The organism is Halolactibacillus sp. JCM 19043, from assembly GCF_001310395.1.
Taxonomy (GTDB): Bacteria; Bacillota; Bacilli; order Bacillales; family Amphibacillaceae; genus Halolactibacillus; species Halolactibacillus miurensis.
In genome coordinates this window covers 210,682-231,923 of sequence record NZ_BAXD01000002.1, presented here as the reverse complement: position 1 = coordinate 231,923, position 21,242 = coordinate 210,682, and the positions used below count along the sequence as shown (strand labels likewise).

Sequence of the window (21,242 nt, the reverse complement as noted above, 5' to 3'; positions counted from 1 at the left end):
CAACCATAAATCAACGAGGAAAAACCTCTTCTTTCCATCCGGTCATCATGACCAAACGATAAGAAGAGGTAGTAGCGATCCTCATATAATTAATTAAGTCTTACGTTTTAATTCGTTTCTTCCATCTTTTTATACATCTCAATCATCTCTCTTACGAGCGTGGCGATGGTCTCTGTACTCATCAATTGATCCTCTGCGTGCATAAATAGCATAGAAAATTCAACGGCCTCACCAGCGGCTTCTTTTTGAATAAGTGACGCATGGACTTTATGTCCTTCAACAAAATATTGATTAGCTTCTGTTAAATTCTCTTCAGCTTGTTCGAAATCACCCGTTTTTGCGGCTTGGAGTGCTTCCATCACTAAACTTTTAGCTGTGCCAACGTTACTGATGATTTGAAAAGAAATCATCTCTAAACTTCCTTCATTCATTTTAAAACCCCATCCTTTACAACACGTGCTTAATTTTTTATTTCTTCTTTATTTTTTTTGGTCTATATTTTAGCCAATCGCTAGCTTTATTTATTCTCAATTAATTTGATAGCTTGCGCTAACACATTTTCACCATTCATCATGCCATAATCTTTCATATCAATGGAATCAACTGGAATATTTTTTCCTGCCATTTTCTTATCAAACTGTGGCTTCATATATCTCACCTGAGGCCCTAATAATAAGACATCAATATCTTTTTTTGCCATGATTTGATCAACTTCTGAGGCTGATACAGCCGAAATATCAGACTCAATATTCTTAGTTTCGGCAACCTTTTGCATTTTTGATACGAGTAAACTTGTACTCATCCCTGCTGAACATACCAATAAAATTGTTTTCATTTCCAACGACCTCCTAATGTCATTACCTCTTCTTTCACTCATCCATCATTCACTGACTCATCTATTCATTGTTACTTCATTTACATAGTTATTCGGCTAAACAAAAACTTGACCACGGCTTTAGATCATCAAGTAAAAAGATCGCTTCTTGTTTGATTTTGCCGACGACATTCCGTTCACCTTTATTTTCAAGCGATGATAAAGCAATTTGTGTTTCACCTTTATATTGACCAAAGTCATTACTTCCGATAATGACAGCGCCTTTTTCAATCGGTTTAACCTCACGCACCGGGAAGTCTTCCGCTTTATATTTAACCCGCGTCGCGGTTGAGCGAATCAAGTACTCTGACCGGTCCCCTCTAAATATATGCGTTTCATCAAATAATATTTTCTTTTCTATCGCCGATAAATCCAGGAGAGGCTCCACCGGTAATAGTGGGTGCTTTGAGAAGAAAGCTTCTGACATGCTTTTTAACTCAGCTTCACTCGCATAAGCATTACCAATAATCAAATCATCAATCGTCCCCATCAAGCGGTAGTGGGTCACTTGTGTCTGAATATCCAATTCACGATGACTTTCCAGTGTACATAATCCGGTTTGAACCGGCCATGGGCCTAACTGGCCGACTTGAGATGTCACAAAGGCAGCCGTCGTAAGACGGTGCTTATTAAAGCACGCCGTTGTCTCTTCAAAATGCGCTTGTGAAATACCGGTATACTTTTGCGGATAAAAATTATGCGACGCACATAAGTAATCGGTATTTGGATGATAACTCATAATGTTGTCAATATACTTTGTCCCACTACTCATGTTCACTTCAATCTTTAATCCGTAAGGATTTTTGGTCATCATCGCTTCTTCTAAACCGGTAAAGCCCAGATCCAATCTAAGCCCTGCAGCACCTAATTCTTTAAAAAAACTCAAATCATCATACCCGATGTCTAATTGTTTGAATAAGCCCGGGCTAATATCTAATATTGTTTCCATACCAATAGAATTTCCATAATCAATTGTACGTTTATATTTGTTAATGACTTCTGTCGTATCGCCTTCAATTTCCAACAAGCTCGTAAAAATTCTCGTAAAACCATACGTTCTAGCTAAATCGAGATAAGCTTGATCCTCTTCAAATGTACTTTTAGACAAGTAGAGTGAGACGCCAATCCTTCGCATGTGCATGCTCCTTTTTAATATGAACCATTGTTTTATTTAATTCTTACTTCTAGGCTTGTGATTGTTGCTGATACCTATAAGTTGACTCGATTTGCTTCAGCATCTCTTTAAACTTTTTCTTTTTAAGAAATGACCAAATCACACCGACAAAGGCATCGTTTAACTTTTGCATATAGCCGCCTCGTGATGTCATAGATTCAGAATAATGCAGTTCAACACGCTCATCATCAAGTGGCTTGATCCGGTAGAGAACCGTAAAGTTGTTTTTACTGCTGATGGTTTGATATTCATAACATTCGTTTTCAACGAGTGTTTTTATTTTCACTGTAGCTGAGGCCGACTTTGAAAATGTTTTTTCGTATTCAAATCCCTGTAGTTCTTTTACTGCGAGCTCTTGATTTGTTTGTTGTTTGACATCAGCTAGTACCGAACGCATAATGGTATCGTAAAAGAATGCGGCCGGGACATTGATTTTCATTGTAAGTTCCATTTATTCCACCTGATTTTCAGAAAGTTTTTGTCGCTTTTCTTTTGTAATCATGACGATACTGATTACAATAAAAAAGCCGGCTGTTACGAGACTCAATATATCATAGGTGCCACTTTTAGCATCTGCGGCAAAAATAATCATTAAACAACCGATACTCAAGAAAAATAATCCCCACTTCCCCATCTTCCACACCCTTTTCACTTATGTCGTATCTTCTTTAACGTGAATCTGTTACGTACATGCTACTGCTTTTCCATCACATAATAACTGATAAACGAACGGTGATTACTGATGATGAGGCACGCTTCGAAAGTAAAGAATCGATCCCCAAGGTTCCGCTTTAATCGCTCGTTTCGCTATTTTTGCGGCTTGTTCTAAATCATCGGTCGTTGTGTCAAAGTAGAGTGAAATCCCCTTTTTTTCTTTAAACGTAAACGTCACATCACCCGTGTCGATGGCTGTTAATAAGTCAATGATCCGATCTTGTTGTGTTGGTGAACTAATTTCTATCATCTTAAGTGACCCCCTTCATCTGTGATTATCTGACTGTCTTTTATTTGTTCATGCCTGTTTATTGTATGAGTCTTTTTGTCAGATGTATATATCATTTATTTGTTGATAGACAAAGGACACCGTTTAAGCGACCTTTGTCTATCTATTATTTTGTTAAGCTTATGATTGATTCTCTTCTGTTGATTCCGGTTCGACTTTATTTGCCGCCATAACAAACGGTGCCCAAATGACAAAGGAGGCAAGCATCGCCACAAGTGTGACGATTGGCGCCCGCCAGTCGGCCCCTGTTGCTAAAAACGATAGTAAGAACGGCGGTGTCACCCAAGCGACTTGCTGTGACACCGGTGCGACTAACCCTGCAATTGTCGCAAAGTAACCGATTGATACTGAAACAACAGGTGCTAATAAGAACGGGAAGAACAAGAGTGGGTTTAACACAATCGGTAAACCGAACATAATCGGTTCATTAATGTTAAAAATACCAGGTCCAACTGATAGATTCGCTACTGTACGATAATCTTTACGTTTTGAGAACATAATAATCGCAATGATTAAAACAATCGTTCCCCCAGAACCACCAAACCAAGAGTAAGCATCAAACGATCCTCTCACCCACATATAACCCTTTTCAATTACAAGCTCTGTCCCACCTTGTTGGAACAAGTTAACGTTATCAATTTGCGCAACACCGAATACCCCTTCTAAAATAGGTGCTAAGACGTTGGCCCGTGAATACCAAAGAACCAAAACAGTTGAACAAAGAGGGTGACTAAAATTACTGCGCCAAAACCTTGTGATAAACCAAGGAGTGGTAAGGCAATCGTATTTTGTGTCCATTCTAAGAATGTCATACCTGGTACAACTTTTGCAAAAACAAAATAGAAAAGTGCGGCAACATAAAGCGCAATTGTTGCTGGAATAATGGATGCGAAAGCTGTTGAAACAGCTGGCGGAACAGAATCTGGTAATTTAATCGTAATGTTCGCAAGCATCAATTTAGCAAAAATAACAGTAGAAACAAAACCAATAATCATCGCCGTGAAGAATAGGTTCGCGTTTAAGTTCCCTAAAGGAATCCAACCCCAACCGCCGGCGGTAATTTCAGAGGCCGTGGCGGCCCATCCGGCATCATTAATCGAGGTGACGGTTGCTTCATCTAGACTTAACCCTGATAGCGTACCGGAGAAAGCAAAGGTCACACCAGCGATTGTTGCTGCAGTGGAAACAATCCCACCGGAAAGCTCATTGACACCATAGGCTTTAGCCAAATTATATCCCCACGAAAAGACGAAGATTAACCCGGCAATCGCTAAGGTCCCGTTCCAGACAAAACCATTGATCCCAATGATTTCCCTAATAATCGGGATCGAGTTACCATCATATCCATCAAAAAATTGCGGCGGTAAATCTCTAATAAGTGCGTTAATCATAACCGCGACAGAACCAGCCATTGTTGCCGGTATCGTTCCAATAAAGGCATCTCTTAAAGCGACTAAGTGTTTTTGTCCACCAATCTTACCTGCGATTGGAAGAAAGTATTTCTCCAACCATAACGTTAAAGCATTCATTCAAAAACCCCCTTATAATTTTTACTCATGTTGTTAATGAATAGCTTGACACCATTCACACCTATCCCGAAATTCGCTATCACCCCTTTCAAATAATAAAGGTAGTCTTCATGCCTTTGGCCTCCACACGTTGTAAGCGCTTTATTTTGATAGAATGAAAAAATATGCCTTTTACGATGAACGCCTACACCTTTTAGAGTTATGTGTCACATTCTATTTATAGTGGCAGTCAACGTTAGCCCTCAGGGGACTAACGTATCGCTCCACTCTAAAATAGCCTAATTAAACTGCGGTAAATGCGCTTGATGCGCGATAAGTAACTCATCTAACACAACTTTTGCCCGGTCTTCATCTCCGACAAGCGGGTTAAGGAGAAAGGCAAGAAACGCCTCTTCGTAATCTCCTGATAAACTTGCTCTGATGACTTGTTCTTCAAAGGCTTTCATTTTTAAAATATCACCTTTAATTTGTTCGGGTAAGGCACCAGTAGCCAGTGGCATCGGACCAGATTTTGTGATCACACAGTTCACCTCTACAACACTATCGAGCGGCAAATCTCTAATCGCCCCTTGATTAAGAGTATTAACCGTCATAATTTCATGGCTATCATTGTACAAGGCTGACATTAAGCTACAGGCAACGTCACTATAATAAGCCCCGCCTCGGTCTTCTAATTCTTTCGGTTTCTCATGTAGTGTCGGCTGTTTATACAGCTCAAATAATTTATGTTCAACCTCTTGAACAACTTCTGAGCGAGTACCATTTTGTTCGTACGATTGAAGGTCCTTAGCTAACATCGCTTCTTGTTTGTAATAATACTGATGATACGGATTCGGCAATAATTGAAGCGATTTCAAAAATGTTTCCGTCCAGCCAAGACTAACAATATTTGCTGGTGAGTAATTAACCACTTGTTCAATCAGACGGTCAAGCACTTCCTGCGTTCGGTCCATCCCATCAACAAATACTTTTTTACCGTAGACAAAATGATTGAGTCCGACAAACTCAATCCGGACAGATGATGGGTCTACTTCCAATACCTCTGCGATAGAATGTTGCATATTAAACGGAATGTTACAGACCCCGATCACTTTCTTATGTGGACTATACTTAAGTAGCGCTTCTGTTACAATACCGGCTGGATTCGTAAAGTTAATCATCCAAGCATCTGGACAAATATCATGAATATCTTCCGCAATGTCTAGTAAGACAGGAATGGTTCTAAAAGCTTTAAAGATACCACCCGCACCATTTGTTTCCTGACCAATCATACCGTGAGACAATGGGATGCGTTCATCTTTCTCACGCGCTTTTAGCCCACCTACTCTTAGTTGCGTTGAAACAAAAGCCGCATCTTTTAGCGCTTCTTTTCGATTCGTTGTCCAGGACAATGCGATTGGAACTCCTGCCGCTTCAATCATCCGCTTCGCTAGTTCACCAACGATTGTCATCTTGTCGTATCCCTCATCAATATCGACTAATACAATCGTCGAGACTGGAAATGATGAATGACGCTTGATGAGTCCTTCAATAATTTCCGGTGTATAACTAGATCCTCCCCCTATAATGACCAGCTTCATATAAAAAACTCCTTTTAGTTAATCTGTAATTGTTTACAAATAAAATGTATCATACAATTAAAACGTTGTAAATACATTTATCAAAAAATGTTTTTTAAAATAATTTGTTACTACTTTTAATATTATTTGTTATACTAGAAGAAAGATGTCTGCAACGAGGAGGGAGCTTTATTATGGCAGAAAAAAAAGCACTACACGCTTTTATCAAAGAAGAATTAATTGAGCGCATTAAGTCTCAAGATTATAAAGTTGGTGATCAATTTCCGACCGAACATGATATATGTAAAGAATTTAACGTTAGTCGAACGACGGTAAGAATCGCACTGTCTCAACTCGTTCAAGAAGGTTATCTGATTAGACAACGTGGGAAAGGTAGTTTTGTGGCTGAACCAAAAGCAAATCAAATACTTTCTCATACAAATGAGCACTTTGATCAACAATTAAAAGCTCAAGGTAAAGAAGGTAAAATCATCGCAAAAACAATTGAAGTTATTGCGGCAAAGGGATCTAAACAAGAGCGCTTTGGCTTAAATGAAGCCGATCCCATTCAAAAGATCAAGCGGATCCGTATGGTTAATAATGACATTACCCAATATGAGATCGCTTATATTCCTTGGCAAATTGCTCCGGGGATAAAGAAGGAGCAAGTGGAACACTCACTTTATCAAACCTTAAAAAATGATTATCATATCGACATTCATAAAACAACAGAAATCCTTGAAATCACACTAGCAGATAAAGATATTAGTCATTATTTAGCCTGTGACGTCGGTCAACCTTGTTTCTTTATTGAAACCATCGCAGAAGATAAAGACGGCAGAGTCATCGAATTTTCTCGTTCATACTTTAGAGGTGATAAAACGAGCTTTAAAGTTGAACGTTTCTATTAAATGCATTCAAATGTATATACATTTGAATTTAATTGGAGGAGACTACTTATGAAAGTGATTATTAACGCAGATGATTTCGGATTAACGGAAGGGATAAACAACGGCATCATCACCGCTCATACCAATGGCATCGTTACTCGGACAACGCTCATGATGAATGGAATGGCTGTTGATCATGCTATAAAGCTAGCGAAAGCCCATCCAACTTTAAAAGTAGGGATTCATTTAGCCCTCTCTTACGGAAAGCCACTTAGTGAAAAGGTTGATTTACTTGTAGATGAATCACATACATTCAAATTCACAAAGTATGAAACAAACTTAACGCCTTTAGAAATCGAACAAGTGGAACAGGAGTGGGATACACAAATACAAGCCTTTCTAAAGACAGGTTTAACGCTCGATCACATTGACAGCCATCATCACGTACATGGCTGGGCCTGTTTACAGCCTGTGGTTAAACGCTTATTTGATAAGTATCAATTACCTTTCCGCTATACCGAACAATTAGAGAATCCAAGTGATATGTCATTGACTGAAAGCTTGTGGCTAGATTTTTACGGGGATTTAGCGCAACCGAACTTATTTGAACAACTGCTCAAACAACAAGTAGAGACAATCGAAGTTATGACCCATCCTGCTTATGTTGATGAGACCTTACTTAAAACATCTTCTTACACTTACGAAAGAGAGCGTGAACTTGATGTTCTGACGTCACTCAATGTCCCTGAAGCGATTGAACTTATTTAAGTTATGCTACTTATAAATAGAAACGGTCGTCACTATTATGCTAAACGTGACGACCGTTTCTATTTAATCAACTTTATTCTTGAGCGTGCCAATACCTTCAATCTCACAGACAACCTCATCACCCGATTGTAAAAGTCGTGGAGGTTTTTCAGCAAAACCGACACCGTGCGGTGTGCCTGTTAAAATTAAATCCCCAGGTTCTAGTGTGATTAAGTCAGAGATAAACGCAATCAATGTTGGGATATTAAAAATCAATTGATCTGTCGATGAAGTTTGACGTACGTCTCCGTTGACGTATGAGCGAATAGCTAGCTTTGATGGATCTTTTAATTCATCGGTTGTGACAATGACAGGACCTACAGGCGTTGACTTATCAAGTGTTTTTCCTTGAAGCCACTGAGGCGTCCGTTTTTGTAAGTCACGCGCTGAGATATCATTGGCAATTGTATAGCCTAATAGATAATCAAGCGCCTCTGACTCATCAACTTCCGTACACGTCTTTCCAATCACACAGGCGAGCTCTACTTCATAATCTAATTGATCTGATTTAGCCATCCCCATAATGTTAGCCTCATGACCAATTAAAGCATTTGAAAATTTCGAAAAGAGTACCGGTAATTTCGGAACATCATGCCCCATCTCTTTCACGTGATCTAAATAATTCACACCGACACAGATAATTTTGCTTGGACGTGTCACGACGGGACCAAATTCGATAGATTCTTGCTTAATACCAATGGATTGCGATGCTTTCTCAAGTGCCGCTTTTAACGCCGGAAGCGATTGTAACTGGAGATAAAACAATGCAGGATCACTTGTCACCAATTGCTTTACTGCTTCATCCGCTATATATGTTTTTAATGTGTCGACAGGATAAATAAGCGTATCTTTAAGAAAGCCGACTTGATAAGCTTCTTTTGAGTCTTTCAAGCGATACGTTAATATTCTCATCAAGATTCCTCCTAATCTTCGTCATCTAACAAAATGACTGTCACTGGATGTTCAAGTGTATGACCAATGACACAGCCTCGCTTAGCTTTTAATTTCAGCTTCTTAACAAGTGCTGGATCAAGTGCGTCATCAAACTGAATCTTAACCGTTACTTCCGATAACCGGCGCGGCCTTAATGATTGATCACTTGTCGAGGTGACCTCCACATTATAACCAGTCAATTCAAGCCCATCACGCTCATCAAGAAAATCTAACGTTTTCGCCACACACATCGCAACCGATGCTTCTAAGTATTCCACCGGCTGTAAAATAGGGTTCTCGACTTGCTCACCCGACGTTTGGTGTAACGTATGATGTATATTCCTTCTTTTCTTTATAATCACAATGACGCCTCCTAAGACCGTTCAAGACCTTTACGGTCGTATTTATTATGATACCTTTTCCACTTACCATTACGGATCATTTGGTTAATGATCTCAGAGAACACCAGACCTAAAGCAATCGCACCTGAAAGCATCACGACGCGTGCGGCATACGGAATCGCCACGTCATAATTATTTTCAACGAAATGACGCATCGCGTCATACGCCAATCCACCTGGGACAAGCGGAATAATTCCGGATACGTTAAAGATGATAATCGGCGTCCGGAACCATTTAGCAAAAATCTGACTAATGACAGCGACAACGGCGGCGGCCGCAAGTGTTGCGACAACTTCATCAACCGTATTAAGGACGAGTAACCGGTAAAGAAACCAGCCGACGGCACCAACCGTTCCGCATTGAAACAACACTTGTCTTGGCACATTAAAGATAATCGCAAAACCAGCGGCCGCAAAAAATGAAACGACCAGTTGTTCAACTAACATCATCACGTTCCCTCCTCTGTTAGAATATAAAGAATATCACCGCAATACCTGCTCCAATTGCGGCCGCTGTCAGGAAGGCTTCAGCTCCCTTTGTAATACCAGATACTAAGTGACCCGCCATTAAGTCACGCACCGCATTGGTGATCAGTAACCCTGGAACGAGTGGCATAATTGCCCGATAACAATTTTATCAATCTGATAACCAAGATCTAAAAAGATAATCAAATAGGCAAAGAGGCCAACGAAACTCGCCGCTAAAAATTCCGCAAAAAAACGAATCTTCAACATATCATGAAAGTAACTCATCAGCCGTAACCAAGTGCCCCGACAAAAAAGGCGGGGAGAAAATCGACCCAAGATCCGTCAAACATAATCGTAAAACATCCACTCGCAAATGCAGCCGCAAGTAATTGAATGTAGTTAGGATACGTATCTTTTTGATTATCAATCGTCTCTAAAGCTTTAGCCGCTTCTGTAACATCTAAGTGACCCGCAGAAATCGCCCGGGACACACCGTTCACTTGGGTAACTTTATGAAGGTCTGTTTCACGACTGACGATCCGAACAAAATTCGTTGGTTCGGTTAAATCTGTCGCAAACATGATGGCCGTCGGAGTGGCGTGCGCCTGAGCACGATCCATACCAAAAGCTTGTGCAATTCTTACCATCGTATCTTCCACGCGGTAAGTCTCTGCCCCACTTTGGAGCATCAACTTTCCTGCTAGAAGACAGACATCTGTAACAGTGTAACGCTCCACGACATCACCCCTTACTAACTATTTTTATAAAACCAGTGATAGACACCAATCATAAATGAACCAACAATCGTCATGATACCCATCGCAATATATAAGGTTTGGCCACCTAAGACTTCAAGCACATAACCTCCACCGAGTGATCCAATAATACCAGAAAAACCGAAGAAGACGGTCATATAAATCAAGTGCCCCGTCGCTTGCATATGTTCTGGGATGAGGCGTGACACATAATCAAAGGAGGCGACATAAAAGACACCAAATGATAAACCGTGGAACACTTGCATCACGACTAGTACATACGGGTCGGCAACGATCCCGTATACAAACCAGCGCAAGGTATAAAGCCAGGCCGCAATAATCATGAAAATCAGTGGATGAAGCTTACGGAACCATTTACCCGCAAACATAAACACAATCGCCTCACTAAAAACACCTAAAAACCAAGCAAGTCCAACTAAATTATCTCTCCCACCAATTTGACGAATATATAAGCCAATAAAACTGTCATTGGTTCTATGCGTAATCGTCACAAGAAACATGACTAAAAGCAGTGTGATAAATTGTTTATTCTTTAATAATTTCCCGACATCTTTAAAATTAATCGGTTTCGTATCGACTTTTACATCTTTTAGTCGTGTCGTAACTAAAAGGAGTGTGATCGTCATTATTCCGTAAGGAATGAATAAGTACTGAATCCCACCCATCAACGTATTGTCCAATCACCAATGAACTTACCGCAAAACCAATCGAACCCCACGTTCTAATCGACCCAAATGGAATGCCTAAAGCCTTTGAGCGGCGCTGAGCCAAAGAATCAGCTAAAGGCGAAATAGCAGATGAAAAGAAATAAAAGAAAACAGCTGAAAATAGTAAAACACCTAACACTTCCATCTGGAAGAAAAAGAAACTACTAATGATTAGACCTACAGTCGCGACAAGCAACACTTTCTTTACTGTTCGAAATTTATCACTGATATAACCAAATAGTGGCTGTGAAACAATGGAGGCGGTTGGTCCGACCGCTAATACCCACCCAATTTCTTGTTCTGATAAACCTCGATACGCAAGTAATAATGGTAAGAAACTAATTACCATTGTGTTCGCACCATGAAAACTAAATAGCAACGTTTTCAATGGCACGAGTGATTCTTTATGTGTCAATATTCTTCTCCCCTTCACGTTCAATCCAATTGAACCTATTATATCGATTTATGTTATGAATTGAAAGGCATTCAGACGTTTTGTTTTATAGTGTTTTTAGTTAGGGTATACTAGTTAAAGAGGATGCAGCACGAAAGGATCGAAGTTTTTTTCTGCTACGGCTGTGATTTTCATATTTAAACAATAGTTAAAACAAGAAAGCGAGTGAGTTGTTATGAGAAACAAACGACGGATCGGTATATCTACCGCGATTATTATTTTAGTCATTGTTAGTCTCATCTTTATCTTTAACACATCAAAAACTGAACATGACTTCATTACCTCATCAGAGGTGTTTAACCAAGAAGGAGAGTACTTTGTCTACTTTTGGCAAGAAGAGTGTCGATACTGCCAAGAGATCGAAGCAGACATTCAGGACTATGAAGAAAATGGGCGTCTGCCTTTATATGTCGTAGATATGACTAAACCTGATAATCGTGAACTTTGGTATGACTGGGAAACGCATCACGATGTCAACGATGTTATTATTGGTTACGTAGAAGATGGTGAGGAGTTTTACGAGGAAGACCCTGAGGTATACTTAAATGATTCAGAGATCCAATATGAGCTTATTATCGAGGATGAACAGATTATCGCTCAACACCAAACAGCTTTTTTTAACCCTTCACCCACCGAATTAGATTCACTTGATATCGTGACAACGCCTGCGTTACTCCACGTATCAGATACAACACAACTGGTTGTTGGTGTTGAGGAAGCATTAGCTTTATTGGAACAAGAGCAATAGATTTAGGGCACGACAAAAAAACAACAGCTCTAAAACTTTATATGATTGACATATAAAAGTGCGCTGTTGTTTTTTATAAATAAAGCCATTGTTTTTTCAATGCCTTAATGACAGCATTGGTCCGGTCAGGTACATGTAACTTGTGTAAAATGGAGCTCACGTAATTCTTTACTGTTTTGTCTGATAAAAACAATTCATCAGCAATCCGAACATTGTTGTAGCCTTTCACAAGTAATTGTAAGACTTCCCACTCTCGTCTTGATAGTAAATCAAGAGGTGGTTTAGTTTTCTTGATATGCGACTCGCGGTACACATCGACTAACATTCCACCAAGTAACGGCGAGACGTAACGTTTACCTTCAAAGATGAAACGTAACGCTTGTACGAGTGTCTCTTCATCAATGTCGTAATAAAGATAACCTTCAAGTCCCATTTTAAATAATGGCTTTGCTTCTTTTAGCCCTAGCTCTTCTACCCATAAGACGATCTTCACACCTTCATTGTGTAGCCGTTCTATGTCGTCTAATTTCGTAAGCGCTTCATTCACATCGATTAAAATAATCGACGCTTCATTCATTTCTTCATAATTAAATTGATTACAGCAAATAATGTGGCTTTCGTTAAATCGACGTTTTAATAGTTCCTGAATGCCATCTCTTAATAGAGAAGGTTTTTTTACAAAATAAAAGTTCATATCGTTTATCAACCATTTCTCTTAAAATTTTAACAATTTAAAAAGCTACATTTTTTACACTGTTTTTACCGCACAGTAACCGAACAGTTTTATGTTACTTTTTTTCTATCCAATCGTCAACTGCTTAATCCAGAAATCACGAAAATTACATACTTTTACCTAATGAAAGACAGTAAAATTATCGTCATTTGTCATATTTTTTGGTATAGTGGAATACAAAGGGGATGAATACATATGAAGCTATCACTCACTCAACCAGCCATCCATTGGTTTAAACGTGAGATGGGATTAACAGAAGGTCAAATGGTCCGCTTTTACGTCAGACAAGGCGGTTATCAAGCTTATAATGGTTTTTCTATCGGCCTTACTGTCAATGATGAACCAACAGATGCGATTAGTCTCATTCAAGCTGACGGGCTGATTTTTTTCATTGAACAAAAAGATGCTTGGTTCTTCGATGGTCAAGATCTAAAAGTGAAGTATAGTCGGAAGAAAGAAGAAATAGAGTATATTCTACACACATAATAAGGCATGAAGACGCATATAATACAAGCCATGACAGGGACACCTGTCATGGCTGTTTTTTCTTGATCATCATGCGTCGGTTATTTTGTACGCTAAAAAGCGCGATGGTCGATCGCCGCTTGTACAGTTGGAAAAATGACGACCGATGCGTCTTGACAGAACTGTTTGATTTCTAGTAAGGCTAATGGTTGCTCTTTTACTTCTGCCAACAATAACGTCATCCCTTCCTCTTCACATCTTTTTTTTTATCGATACGAGCGATTGATAGGCCGTTGCATCCATATGCGGCACGTGCGTCAGTTTTAGAATCAATGTCTTTGTATCTGTATGGAGCTCATTTAACACGTCTAAAAACGCCTGTGCCACCCCAAAAAAGAGTGGACCGGTAATCTCATAGACGACGGTATTTTTATTCATAACGGTCGGCATGTCTTCACCAAATGATTCATCCGCTTGTTCCTCGAAGTATTGGTGTGTGATTAATTGAAAATCCGTACTTTCAATCATCCGCTTAACAAAAAGAACCATCGCTAGAATCATGCCAATCTCAATCGCGATAATAAGGTCAAACATCACAGTCATTGAAAAGGTCAGCAATAAGACGAGCGCATCACTTTTTTGTTGATGAAATAATAGCTTTAAATGAGCGCCATTCACTCATATTGTAACTAACCACAACTAAAATCGCCGCTAAAGTTGTCATTGGAATTAATTTCGCAAGCGGCATGAGAACTAACATCATCACCAGTAACACAAGCGCATGGACCATTCCGGCAATCGGGGTTCTCCCACCGTTATTAATATTGGCGGCTGTTCTTGCGATAGCACCTGTTGCTGGAATGCCACCAAATAAGGCTGAACCGATGTTCGCAATTCCTTGAGCTATTAACTCCATATTGGATTGGTGTTTCTTCCCAATCATCCCGTCAGCAACAACAGCGGATAATAATGACTCAATACTGGCTAAAAAGGCAATCATTAACGCTGGACGAAGAAGCGCGGTAATGGTTGTAAGTGATAAATCAAACGACGAAAAATCAACAAACGTTATCCGACGCGATATATCACCAAACTCAGTACCAATCGTCTTAACGGGTAAATCAAAGAAATGCACGAACGCCGTCGAAACAATTAAGGCAATCAATGAGCCAGGTATCTTCTTCGTCACTTTCGACCACAGCACAATAATTAACAGTGATAATCCACCAACGACTAATGTTGTTAGATCAACGGTATCAATCTGACTAATATAAGCTCCCCACTTCCCGAAAAAGTCAGAGGGAACCTCTGTTATTTCTAGACCTAAAAAGTCTTTCACTTGGGTAGAGAATAACACCACCGCGATCCCGCTCGTAAAGCCGGTCACAATCGGATAAGGGATGTACTGAATGACCCCACCTAATCTAATCAGACCAAATAGAATCATAAAGAGACCGGCCATGATTGTAGCGATTGTCAAACCTTCAAGACCGTAATCGGCGATAATACCAAAGACAATAATCACAAAGGCGCCCGTTGGCCCCCCAATCTGAACACGACTGCCACCTAAAAATGAAATAATAAAGCCAGCGATAATGGCGGTGATTAATCCTTTTTCAGGTGTCACACCAGAAGCAATGGCCAAGGCGACTGATAATGGTAAAGCAATAATCGCAACAACCATTCCTGCAATAATATCTTTCATAACTTGTTCCTTAGTTAATTCGGTCTTTCTATGCTTTAAAATAGAAAATAATTTCGGTTTTAACATAACTGTATCCCTGATTTCTTTATTTTTTTCTCAACGGTTTTACGACTTACTTTGATACATACTTAACGTAAATTGTTGCCAAATATCTTCATACATGTGTGACATATCGGTTGTCGTATAAATGAGTTCACTTGATAATAGGCCATGAATCAGTGAAAAAAACATGACCGTTAGCATGTCTACTTTATCACTCGCTACTTTTCCCTCATCGCTTTCATAGCTTATTAATTCGCGCACCAGATCAAAGCGATCGTCTAACCGTTGATGAATTTGATCCATCACAGTCCGCTCCATTGCTTCTGGTGGAAGAATTAATAACCGCTTCCAAAACAAAGCCCGTGACGTATCTTCTCTATGATACGTTAGAATATTAAAAAAAATTGTTTTTAAGTCTTTCTGACTCGCATTTAGCAAAAAGTAACCTTCACTTTCTGCTTCAATGACAGCTTTTAGCATGGCTTCTTTACTAGAAAAGTGTGCATAAATAGACGCCTTTTTAATACCGACGTAGTCAGCAATTTCACTCATACTAAACGCAAGGCCTTTTTCAGCAAATAGTTGAAAAGCCCCCGTCATAATCGCGCGTTTCGTTTTCATTTCTTCACCTCCAACCTATCGTTCGGTAGGTAATGCTATTTTAAACCTTTTGGTAAATAACCGCAACCCTAAATTGAACTCCCTCAACAAATATTCTCACGAATGTTTGATTCACAAGGACACCATAAAGCTCGATTAAAAAATAAACACGAAGACCTTAAGAAAACAGCCCACAAAAAAACAGCCACATCTGACTACCATTCAGTTGTGGCTGTTTTACTTCTATTTCTTATTCTTTTACTTTAATTATCGCGGTTGCGGCTAAGTCAGTTGGTTCAACTTGATCACCAGGCGTACCAAAGAACGGGGTACCGTCTTCTTGCCAAAATAGTCGCTGAATTCTCGCATGTCGATTATGATCATACAATGAATTCCCTTTAATCTCTTTATATGGACGAGCATGATAGACAATAATGTCATAACCATCCTCATCTTTACTAAAGCTATTATGACCGGGACCATACTCTTGTGTTTCCTCACTTGTCACAAAGACCGGTTCCTTAGTTTTTGTCCAAACCGTTGGATCCGTTAAGTCAGCGCCTTCATCTGCGACAAGGTAACCGACCGCATACGTATGATCGGTCGCATTACCAGAGAAGGCAATGTAAACTTTTCCACCATGCTTAATGCAAGCGGCTCCTTCATTAACGTAAAACACACTATTTTCCCAAGGGTATTCAGGTGTTGACAATAACACTTGATTTTTAATCGTCCAAGGATTTTCCATTTCACCAATGTATAGATTAGAGATGGTTTCATTCTCTACTTTTTGCGCCCAAACAAGATAGCGCTTGCCGTTAATTTCAAACGTTGTCGCATCAAGTGAGAAACTTTGGAATTCTGTATTAACTTGTCCCTTTTCAACCCACTCACCTTCAAGCGGGTTATCCGCTGTACATTCTAAGACATAAGGACGAATCGCCCAGACATCTTCTTTTTCACCAGCCGCAAAGTGCATATACCATTTACCGTCAATGAAGTGAAGTTCTGGCGCCCAAATATGTTCCGACATAATGCCAGATTCGTGCGCTTCCCAGATTACCTTTTCCTCTGCTTCTGGCAAGGCATCGAGTGATTGACTACGGCGCAGCACAATCCGATCATAGAGTGGATATGAGCCAGTAAAATAGTAGTACCCATCCGTATGCTTATACAAATAAGGGTCAGCACGTTGTTCAATAAATGGTTTTTTAAACTGATTTACTTTAATTTGTCCGGATACCTCTATATCAGATTCAACTGAATCTATAGCTGACCATTCAACTGGATAAGGTGCTTTAATGCCGTTATCGAGTGTGACGGTAACCTCTTTTGGCAAGTTAGGAACACTTCCTTTTGCGACGTGTACTTCTACGGGTTCAACATGTGTAATTTTCATATCTTTTCTTCCTTTCTTTCATTCAGCTATCCTTGGCTTTTATTTTATTTTTGATGACGTTTTCATTTTAACATAAACGTACATATAAGTAACTATTAAATATAAAATATTTTATACTTATCCGTATGTATATCAGTGTGACACTTCATTTACTCGATCACTGTTATTGTTAGGATGTAGGGAAATTAGGCATCATACATCCTCTTAGAATTTAATGACAATCATTGTCTACCCAGATGTGATATTTAAGTGGGGGAAAGAAAGAATGTAACAAAAAGGAAAAACGTATAGATCCGAGCTAAGGAAAAAAAAAAACAAAAAAGAAGCTTCGTCTTAAACAGACATCCGCTCCTCTTCGTCTTCTTGCTTGTATTAAAATAGACCAATCGCTTGGTGTTGATCATCTATATCCATCTTAAGCGCTGCCGGTTCTTTCGGTAAACCAGGCATCGTTAAGACATCTCCCGTGAGACAGACGATAAAACCTGCGCCAATTGACGGGCGACATTCTCTAATCGTAATCGTAAAGTCTTCTGGCCGTCCTAGCTTCATCGGATCGTCTGAGAGTGAATATTGTGTCTTTGCCATACAAACACCTAAATTGCCATAGCCTTGTTCTTTAAGCCTCGCGATATCTTCTGTTGCTTGGGTTGAATAGTCAACATGTGTCGCCCCGTAAACCTTTTTAGCGACAGCTTCGATCTTTTCTTCCAATGTCATCTCTAAATGATAGAGCGGTCTAAAGGTTGCCTGCTCTTCCTCGATGGTTTCTACGACGAGTTTCGCCAGCGCCTGTCCACCTTTGCCACCCTGGGCCCAGACATCTGTCAGCGCGACTTTAAAGCCATGGTCTTGACACCAAGTAGTCAGCGCTTGAATCTCTTCATCGGTATCAGCTGTGAATTTATTAATCGCAATTACAAATGGTAGACCAAAAGCCGCAATCGTTTCTGTATGTTTCTTTAAGTTTTGCAATCCGTCTAGTAGTGCTTCAACATTCGCTTCATTCAGTTGGTCTTTCTTAACGCCACCGTGCATCTTAAGGGCTCGAATGGTAGCGACAATCACAACCGCTTTTGGGTCGAGATTTGCTTGTCGTGCTTTAATGTTTAGGAATTTTTCACCACCTAAATCAGCCCCAAACCCTGCTTCAGTCACAACATAATCCGTAAGTTTCGATGCCATCTTCGTCGCAACAACACTGTTACAACCATGCGCAATATTTGCAAATGGCCCTCCATGAATAAACGCCGGTACACCTTCTAACGTTTGGACTAAGTTAGGTTTAAACGCCTCTTTTAGTAATAACGTTAATGCCCCGCCTACATTTAAGTCTTCAACTGTCACGGGATCACCACTTGTATTGTAGCCGATAATGATCCGATTAAGCCGCTTCTTTAAATCATCATAATCTGTCGCAAGACAAAGAATCGCCATAATTTCCGAAGCAACAGTAATATTAAAACCGTCTTCACGTGGCATACCTTGTTTCACGCCACCAAGACCGACAATCACTTGACGCAGAGCACGGTCATTTAAATCAACCACCCGCTTCCACGTAATCCGGCGCACGTCAATGTTTAGTTCATTTCCTTGAAAAATATGATTATCAATAAAGGCAGATAATGCATTGTTTGCGGCCGTAATCGCATGAATGTCACCTGTAAAATGCAGGTTAATGTCTTCCATCGGTACGACTTGGCTATATCCTCCACCTGTCGCCCCGCCTTTAAGACCCATCACAGGACCGAGTGATGGTTCACGTAAACAACAACTCACACTGTGTCCTAATTGCTTCATTGCCTGGGCAAGACCCACGGTGACCGTTGATTTGCCTTCACCCGCAGGCGTTGGATTAATCGATGTAACAAGAATTAAGTTCGCCTCTTCGTTATCCTTTACCGTCTCCATCACATCAAGTGACACTTTGGCTTTATGTTTCCCATATTGTTCTAAGAATGCTTGATCAAGTCCGACTTGATCGGCAATGGTCTCAATCGGTTGTAACTGACATTGTTTTGCGATAGCTAAATCTGACAGCATGCATAGCCCCTCCTTAAAATCGTACGTTTTTATGTTTTTTTATTTAATCATTCGTATTATAACATCATTCTATTGAATTTTAAGTGTTAATTTATATTTTTTTATTTTTTCATCTTTTTTGTGAATCAATGAACAAATAAGGGTGTAAAAAAAGCAAAGGTTTTTTACTCCTTTGCTTTAAGCTTATCAAGAAAACGGCTTATCCGATCCATTGCTTCTGTCAGTTGTTTCATCGATGCCGCATAAGAACAACGAATATAACCCTCGCCACTATCTCCAAAGACACTCCCAGGGACTACTGCCACTTTTTCTTCCATTAATAGCTGTTCAGCAAAGTCACTAGACGATAATCCGGTAGACTTGATGGAAGGAAAGACATAAAACGCTCCACCTGGTACGTGACAGCTTAGCCCCATTCTCGTTAAAGCTTTAACAACATAATTTCGGCGTTGTTTGTAACTTTCTTTCATCATCTCAACTTCACTTAAACCATTTTCTAACGCCTCAATCGCACCGTATTGCGCCATCGTTGGGGCTGACATAATCGTATATTGATGTATTTTAAGCATCTGTGCAATTAAGTCCTTCGGACCACATACATAGCCTAGTCGCCAGCCCGTCATCGCAAAAGCTTTAGAAAAACCGGATACAAGTAACGTCCGCTCTTTCATACCCTCCATTGACGCCATACTCGTGTACGTGTCATCATACAGGAGATCAGCATAAATTTCGTCAGAAATAACGAGTAAGTCATGACCCTTAATCACATCACTAATACCGATTAAGTCTTCTCGACTTAAGACGGCTCCTGTTGGATTATTCGGACTACAGATGAGAATCGCTTTTGTTTTTTCCGTGATCGCCGCTTCAACTGCCTCTTTTGATAACTTAAACGCATCTTTCTCATACGTATCAACGATTACCGGCACCCCACCCGCAAGGGTGATTGTAGGAATATAAGAAACAAAACTCGGTTCCATGACAATCACCTCATCCCCCGGGTTAAGAATCGCCCGAAAAGCTAGATCAATTGCTTGTGACGCACCAACCGTCACAATCACTTCATCTTCAGGTTGATAACGCACTTGAAAACGTGTATCTAAAAAGCGACTAATCGATTGTCTTAATGTTAGTAAACCCGCATTAGGCGTATAAGCCGTAAAACCGCGTTCTAATGAATGGTAACTTGCTTCAATCACGGACCACGGTGTCGTAAAATCTGGTTCACCCACACCGAGGGAAATAACACCTTCCATTGATTGCGCTAAATCAAAGAAGCGTCTAATACCAGATGGTTTTAACGTCTTAATATGTTCTGCGATAAACCGCTCACTCATGGTGTCACCATCATTCTTGGATCGGGGTCATTGTCTTGATCAAAAATAACCCATCGTGTTTATATTTCTTTAAAATAAAGTGGGTCACGGTTGACATCACCGAATCAAGCGTCGATAATTTATCTGATACAAACCGACTAATCTCCATCATCGACTGAGCTTCGATGGTAATAGATAAATCATAACCGCCACTCATTAAATAGAGAGCCTTTACTTCTTTAAAGCGGTAAATCCGCTCAGCAACTTGATCAAAGCCTTTGCCACGCGTTGGTGTCACCTTCACTTCAATCATCGCTGTGACGAGCTCGGTGTTTAATACTTTTGTCCAATCAATCAATGTTTGGTAACCTAAAATAACAGCTTGGTCTTCGAGTTCTTTTCGTAAAACTTTTACTTCATCTACTGAGATGGCTAGTAAATCCGCTAATAATTCATTAGAATAAGCGGCATTTTTCTCTAATAAACGTAACATTTCAAGTGCTTTTTCAGTCATGTAAAACACCCCTTCACTTCTATTTTCAAATGTAAGCAGCATAAAATAATCTTAATCTTACTATACTTCCTAGGCGAGGTAAATAACTTTTCGATCGATTTAT

At 39.9% G+C, this 21,242-nt stretch carries 22 protein-coding genes and 4 pseudogenes; 4 read left to right on the top strand and 22 right to left on the bottom strand.

The features are described from left to right. Positions 1 to 107: 107 nt before the first annotated feature. From JCM19043_RS02760 to JCM19043_RS02725, 8 genes and pseudogenes are all read right to left on the bottom strand, one after another. Positions 108 to 431 (bottom strand): PTS lactose/cellobiose transporter subunit IIA, encoded by a 324-nt coding sequence (locus tag JCM19043_RS02760; RefSeq protein WP_062319781.1) that lies wholly within the window; start codon positions 429 to 431, stop codon positions 108 to 110. 86 nt (positions 432 to 517) lie between these two features. Beyond that, positions 518 to 835: a PTS sugar transporter subunit IIB gene (locus tag JCM19043_RS02755; protein ID WP_062319779.1), complete on the bottom strand. Its 318-nt coding sequence runs from the start codon at positions 833 to 835 to the stop codon at positions 518 to 520. Between the two features lie 88 nt (positions 836 to 923). Further along, positions 924 to 2,009: a DUF871 domain-containing protein gene (locus tag JCM19043_RS02750; protein WP_062319778.1), complete on the bottom strand. Its 1,086-nt coding sequence runs from the start codon at positions 2,007 to 2,009 to the stop codon at positions 924 to 926. A gap of 49 nt (positions 2,010 to 2,058) precedes the next feature. After that, complete coding sequence (locus JCM19043_RS02745; RefSeq protein ID WP_062319775.1) at positions 2,059 to 2,499, bottom strand: DUF3284 domain-containing protein; 441 nt, start codon at positions 2,497 to 2,499, stop codon at positions 2,059 to 2,061. After that, positions 2,500 to 2,700 carry a hypothetical protein gene (locus JCM19043_RS02740; RefSeq protein WP_197274726.1) on the bottom strand — a complete coding sequence of 67 codons (201 nt, stop codon included), beginning with the start codon at positions 2,698 to 2,700 and terminating at the stop codon, positions 2,500 to 2,502. 84 nt (positions 2,701 to 2,784) lie between these two features. Then, complete coding sequence (locus JCM19043_RS02735; protein WP_062319771.1) at positions 2,785 to 3,012, bottom strand: hypothetical protein; 228 nt, start codon at positions 3,010 to 3,012, stop codon at positions 2,785 to 2,787. A gap of 159 nt (positions 3,013 to 3,171) precedes the next feature. Next, positions 3,172 to 4,580: pseudogene (locus tag JCM19043_RS02730) on the bottom strand (PTS sugar transporter subunit IIC). A gap of 278 nt (positions 4,581 to 4,858) precedes the next feature. Further along, positions 4,859 to 6,160 carry a 6-phospho-beta-glucosidase gene (locus JCM19043_RS02725; protein WP_062319769.1) on the bottom strand — a complete coding sequence of 434 codons (1,302 nt, stop codon included), beginning with the start codon at positions 6,158 to 6,160 and terminating at the stop codon, positions 4,859 to 4,861. A gap of 173 nt (positions 6,161 to 6,333) precedes the next feature. Here JCM19043_RS02725 and JCM19043_RS02720 point away from each other — a divergent pair, with 173 nt between their 5' ends. Both JCM19043_RS02720 and chbG read left to right on the top strand, forming a co-directional pair. Next, positions 6,334 to 7,050: a GntR family transcriptional regulator gene (locus tag JCM19043_RS02720; protein WP_062319766.1), complete on the top strand. Its 717-nt coding sequence runs from the start codon at positions 6,334 to 6,336 to the stop codon at positions 7,048 to 7,050. A gap of 48 nt (positions 7,051 to 7,098) precedes the next feature. After that, positions 7,099 to 7,797: a chitin disaccharide deacetylase gene (gene chbG, locus JCM19043_RS02715; RefSeq protein ID WP_062319763.1), complete on the top strand. Its 699-nt coding sequence runs from the start codon at positions 7,099 to 7,101 to the stop codon at positions 7,795 to 7,797. Between the two features lie 63 nt (positions 7,798 to 7,860). Here the strand turns inward: chbG and JCM19043_RS02710 are convergent, their stop codons facing one another. The 5 genes and pseudogenes from JCM19043_RS02710 to JCM19043_RS02690 all read right to left on the bottom strand — a co-directional run bounded on the left by JCM19043_RS02710 (position 7,861) and on the right by JCM19043_RS02690 (position 11,469). After that, on the bottom strand, positions 7,861 to 8,748 hold the full coding sequence (locus JCM19043_RS02710; RefSeq protein WP_062319762.1) for a fumarylacetoacetate hydrolase family protein: 888 nt from the start codon (positions 8,746 to 8,748) through the stop codon (positions 7,861 to 7,863). 11 nt (positions 8,749 to 8,759) lie between these two features. Beyond that, positions 8,760 to 9,131 carry an OsmC family protein gene (locus JCM19043_RS02705; RefSeq protein ID WP_062319760.1) on the bottom strand — a complete coding sequence of 124 codons (372 nt, stop codon included), beginning with the start codon at positions 9,129 to 9,131 and terminating at the stop codon, positions 8,760 to 8,762. An 11-nt stretch (positions 9,132 to 9,142) separates the two neighbouring features. After that, entirely contained in the window at positions 9,143 to 9,616 is a 474-nt protein-coding gene (locus tag JCM19043_RS02700) for a threonine/serine exporter family protein (RefSeq protein ID WP_062319803.1), read from the bottom strand. A 19-nt stretch (positions 9,617 to 9,635) separates the two neighbouring features. Then, positions 9,636 to 10,326, bottom strand: a pseudogene (locus tag JCM19043_RS02695) (threonine/serine exporter family protein). Between the two features lie 62 nt (positions 10,327 to 10,388). After that, positions 10,389 to 11,469, bottom strand: a pseudogene (locus JCM19043_RS02690) (MFS transporter). Positions 11,470 to 11,749: 280 nt separating this feature from the next. Here JCM19043_RS02690 and JCM19043_RS02685 point away from each other — a divergent pair. Further along, positions 11,750 to 12,322: a hypothetical protein gene (locus JCM19043_RS02685; RefSeq protein ID WP_062319758.1), complete on the top strand. Its 573-nt coding sequence runs from the start codon at positions 11,750 to 11,752 to the stop codon at positions 12,320 to 12,322. A 73-nt stretch (positions 12,323 to 12,395) separates the two neighbouring features. On the opposite strand, the gene JCM19043_RS02680 is transcribed toward JCM19043_RS02685, so the two are convergent. Further along, on the bottom strand, positions 12,396 to 13,016 hold the full coding sequence (locus tag JCM19043_RS02680) for a helix-turn-helix transcriptional regulator (RefSeq protein ID WP_062319801.1): 621 nt from the start codon (positions 13,014 to 13,016) through the stop codon (positions 12,396 to 12,398). A gap of 234 nt (positions 13,017 to 13,250) precedes the next feature. Between JCM19043_RS02680 and JCM19043_RS02675 the strand changes: the two genes are divergently transcribed. Then, positions 13,251 to 13,541, top strand: coding sequence for a HesB/YadR/YfhF family protein (locus JCM19043_RS02675; RefSeq protein WP_062319756.1), 291 nt, complete (start codon positions 13,251 to 13,253; stop codon positions 13,539 to 13,541). Positions 13,542 to 13,633: 92 nt separating this feature from the next. On the opposite strand, the gene JCM19043_RS18040 is transcribed toward JCM19043_RS02675, so the two are convergent. From JCM19043_RS18040 to JCM19043_RS02640, 8 genes and pseudogenes are all read right to left on the bottom strand, one after another. After that, positions 13,634 to 13,762, bottom strand: coding sequence for a hypothetical protein (locus JCM19043_RS18040; protein ID WP_255349925.1), 129 nt, complete (start codon positions 13,760 to 13,762; stop codon positions 13,634 to 13,636). A 10-nt stretch (positions 13,763 to 13,772) separates the two neighbouring features. Then, positions 13,773 to 14,123: an STAS domain-containing protein gene (locus JCM19043_RS16715; RefSeq protein ID WP_197274725.1), complete on the bottom strand. Its 351-nt coding sequence runs from the start codon at positions 14,121 to 14,123 to the stop codon at positions 13,773 to 13,775. 28 nt (positions 14,124 to 14,151) lie between these two features. Continuing rightward, positions 14,152 to 15,291, bottom strand: coding sequence for a SulP family inorganic anion transporter (locus JCM19043_RS02665; protein WP_062319752.1), 1,140 nt, complete (start codon positions 15,289 to 15,291; stop codon positions 14,152 to 14,154). A 39-nt stretch (positions 15,292 to 15,330) separates the two neighbouring features. After that, positions 15,331 to 15,888, bottom strand: a complete 558-nt coding sequence (locus JCM19043_RS02660; protein WP_062319750.1) for a TetR/AcrR family transcriptional regulator — start codon at positions 15,886 to 15,888, stop codon at positions 15,331 to 15,333. 229 nt (positions 15,889 to 16,117) lie between these two features. Then, the gene (locus JCM19043_RS02655; protein WP_062319748.1) at positions 16,118 to 17,266 is read right to left on the bottom strand and encodes a family 43 glycosylhydrolase; all 1,149 of its coding nucleotides are present in this window, start codon (positions 17,264 to 17,266) and stop codon (positions 16,118 to 16,120) included. A gap of 372 nt (positions 17,267 to 17,638) precedes the next feature. After that, complete coding sequence (locus tag JCM19043_RS02650) at positions 17,639 to 19,309, bottom strand: formate--tetrahydrofolate ligase (protein WP_062319746.1); 1,671 nt, start codon at positions 19,307 to 19,309, stop codon at positions 17,639 to 17,641. A gap of 164 nt (positions 19,310 to 19,473) precedes the next feature. After that, positions 19,474 to 20,646: an aminotransferase gene (locus JCM19043_RS02645; protein ID WP_062319745.1), complete on the bottom strand. Its 1,173-nt coding sequence runs from the start codon at positions 20,644 to 20,646 to the stop codon at positions 19,474 to 19,476. Continuing rightward, positions 20,643 to 21,139, bottom strand: a pseudogene (locus JCM19043_RS02640) (Lrp/AsnC family transcriptional regulator). The gene JCM19043_RS02645 and the pseudogene JCM19043_RS02640 overlap by 4 nt, the downstream one beginning before the upstream one ends. Between the last annotated feature and the right edge of the window lie 103 nt (positions 21,140 to 21,242).

Bases quoted from the DNA above. Each gene is read 5' to 3' on its own strand.
- JCM19043_RS02760 (WP_062319781.1), bottom strand. From the start codon at position 431: ATGAATGAAGGAAGTTTAGAGATGATTTCTTTTCAAATCATCAGTAAC.
- JCM19043_RS02755 (WP_062319779.1), bottom strand. From the start codon at position 835: ATGAAAACAATTTTATTGGTATGTTCAGCAGGGATGAGTACAAGTTTA.
- JCM19043_RS02750 (WP_062319778.1), bottom strand. From the start codon at position 2,009: ATGCGAAGGATTGGCGTCTCACTCTACTTGTCTAAAAGTACATTTGAA.
- JCM19043_RS02745 (WP_062319775.1), bottom strand. From the start codon at position 2,499: ATGGAACTTACAATGAAAATCAATGTCCCGGCCGCATTCTTTTACGAT.
- JCM19043_RS02735 (WP_062319771.1), bottom strand. From the start codon at position 3,012: ATGATAGAAATTAGTTCACCAACACAACAAGATCGGATCATTGACTTA.
- JCM19043_RS02725 (WP_062319769.1), bottom strand. From the start codon at position 6,160: ATGAAGCTGGTCATTATAGGGGGAGGATCTAGTTATACACCGGAAATT.
- JCM19043_RS02720 (WP_062319766.1), top strand. From the start codon at position 6,334: ATGGCAGAAAAAAAAGCACTACACGCTTTTATCAAAGAAGAATTAATT.
- chbG (WP_062319763.1), top strand. From the start codon at position 7,099: ATGAAAGTGATTATTAACGCAGATGATTTCGGATTAACGGAAGGGATA.
- JCM19043_RS02710 (WP_062319762.1), bottom strand. From the start codon at position 8,748: ATGAGAATATTAACGTATCGCTTGAAAGACTCAAAAGAAGCTTATCAA.
- JCM19043_RS02700 (WP_062319803.1), bottom strand. From the start codon at position 9,616: ATGTTAGTTGAACAACTGGTCGTTTCATTTTTTGCGGCCGCTGGTTTT.
- JCM19043_RS02685 (WP_062319758.1), top strand. From the start codon at position 11,750: ATGAGAAACAAACGACGGATCGGTATATCTACCGCGATTATTATTTTA.
- JCM19043_RS02680 (WP_062319801.1), bottom strand. From the start codon at position 13,016: ATGAACTTTTATTTTGTAAAAAAACCTTCTCTATTAAGAGATGGCATT.
- JCM19043_RS02675 (WP_062319756.1), top strand. From the start codon at position 13,251: ATGAAGCTATCACTCACTCAACCAGCCATCCATTGGTTTAAACGTGAG.
- JCM19043_RS18040 (WP_255349925.1), bottom strand. From the start codon at position 13,762: ATGACGTTATTGTTGGCAGAAGTAAAAGAGCAACCATTAGCCTTACTA.
- JCM19043_RS16715 (WP_197274725.1), bottom strand. From the start codon at position 14,123: ATGACTGTGATGTTTGACCTTATTATCGCGATTGAGATTGGCATGATT.
- JCM19043_RS02665 (WP_062319752.1), bottom strand. From the start codon at position 15,291: ATGTTAAAACCGAAATTATTTTCTATTTTAAAGCATAGAAAGACCGAA.
- JCM19043_RS02660 (WP_062319750.1), bottom strand. From the start codon at position 15,888: ATGAAAACGAAACGCGCGATTATGACGGGGGCTTTTCAACTATTTGCT.
- JCM19043_RS02655 (WP_062319748.1), bottom strand. From the start codon at position 17,266: ATGAAAATTACACATGTTGAACCCGTAGAAGTACACGTCGCAAAAGGA.
- JCM19043_RS02650 (WP_062319746.1), bottom strand. From the start codon at position 19,309: ATGCTGTCAGATTTAGCTATCGCAAAACAATGTCAGTTACAACCGATT.
- JCM19043_RS02645 (WP_062319745.1), bottom strand. From the start codon at position 20,646: ATGAGTGAGCGGTTTATCGCAGAACATATTAAGACGTTAAAACCATCT.